This is a genomic window from Tritonibacter sp. SIMBA_163 (assembly GCF_046535935.1).
In the GTDB taxonomy this organism is placed as follows: domain Bacteria; phylum Pseudomonadota; class Alphaproteobacteria; order Rhodobacterales; family Rhodobacteraceae; genus Epibacterium; species Epibacterium scottomollicae.
The window spans coordinates 1-231 of record NZ_JAWJBP010001480.1 but is presented as its reverse complement, the minus strand read 5'-3'; the positions used below and the strand labels follow the sequence as shown (position 1 = coordinate 231).

Here is a 231-nt window from a genome sequence, read left to right as displayed (position 1 = left end):
ACCTCGAGGACATGCAGGGCAAGACTATCGCGATCCCCAGCCAGCGCCGGCCGACCATGGTCGCCCTCATGCGCGGCGCGGGTCTCGATCCGGACAGCGTGACCTTCGTGCCGACGGGCACCGATCCGGGCATCCTGCCGACCGGTCAGGTCGACGCCTATTTCGGCTGGGCGACCAACCAGGGCGTCATGCTGCAGATGCGCGGCGTCGACCTGGAGATCGTGACGCTGG

Annotated in this window: 1 protein-coding gene; it reads left to right on the top strand. The window is 68.4% G+C overall.

Annotated features, from left to right (window positions below; all coding sequences use genetic code 11):
* Window positions 1-11 precede the first annotated feature (11 nt).
* Window positions 12-231 (top strand): ABC transporter substrate-binding protein (locus tag R0J92_RS27205; RefSeq protein WP_411053977.1); only part of this gene is annotated, 220 nt, incomplete at its 3' end.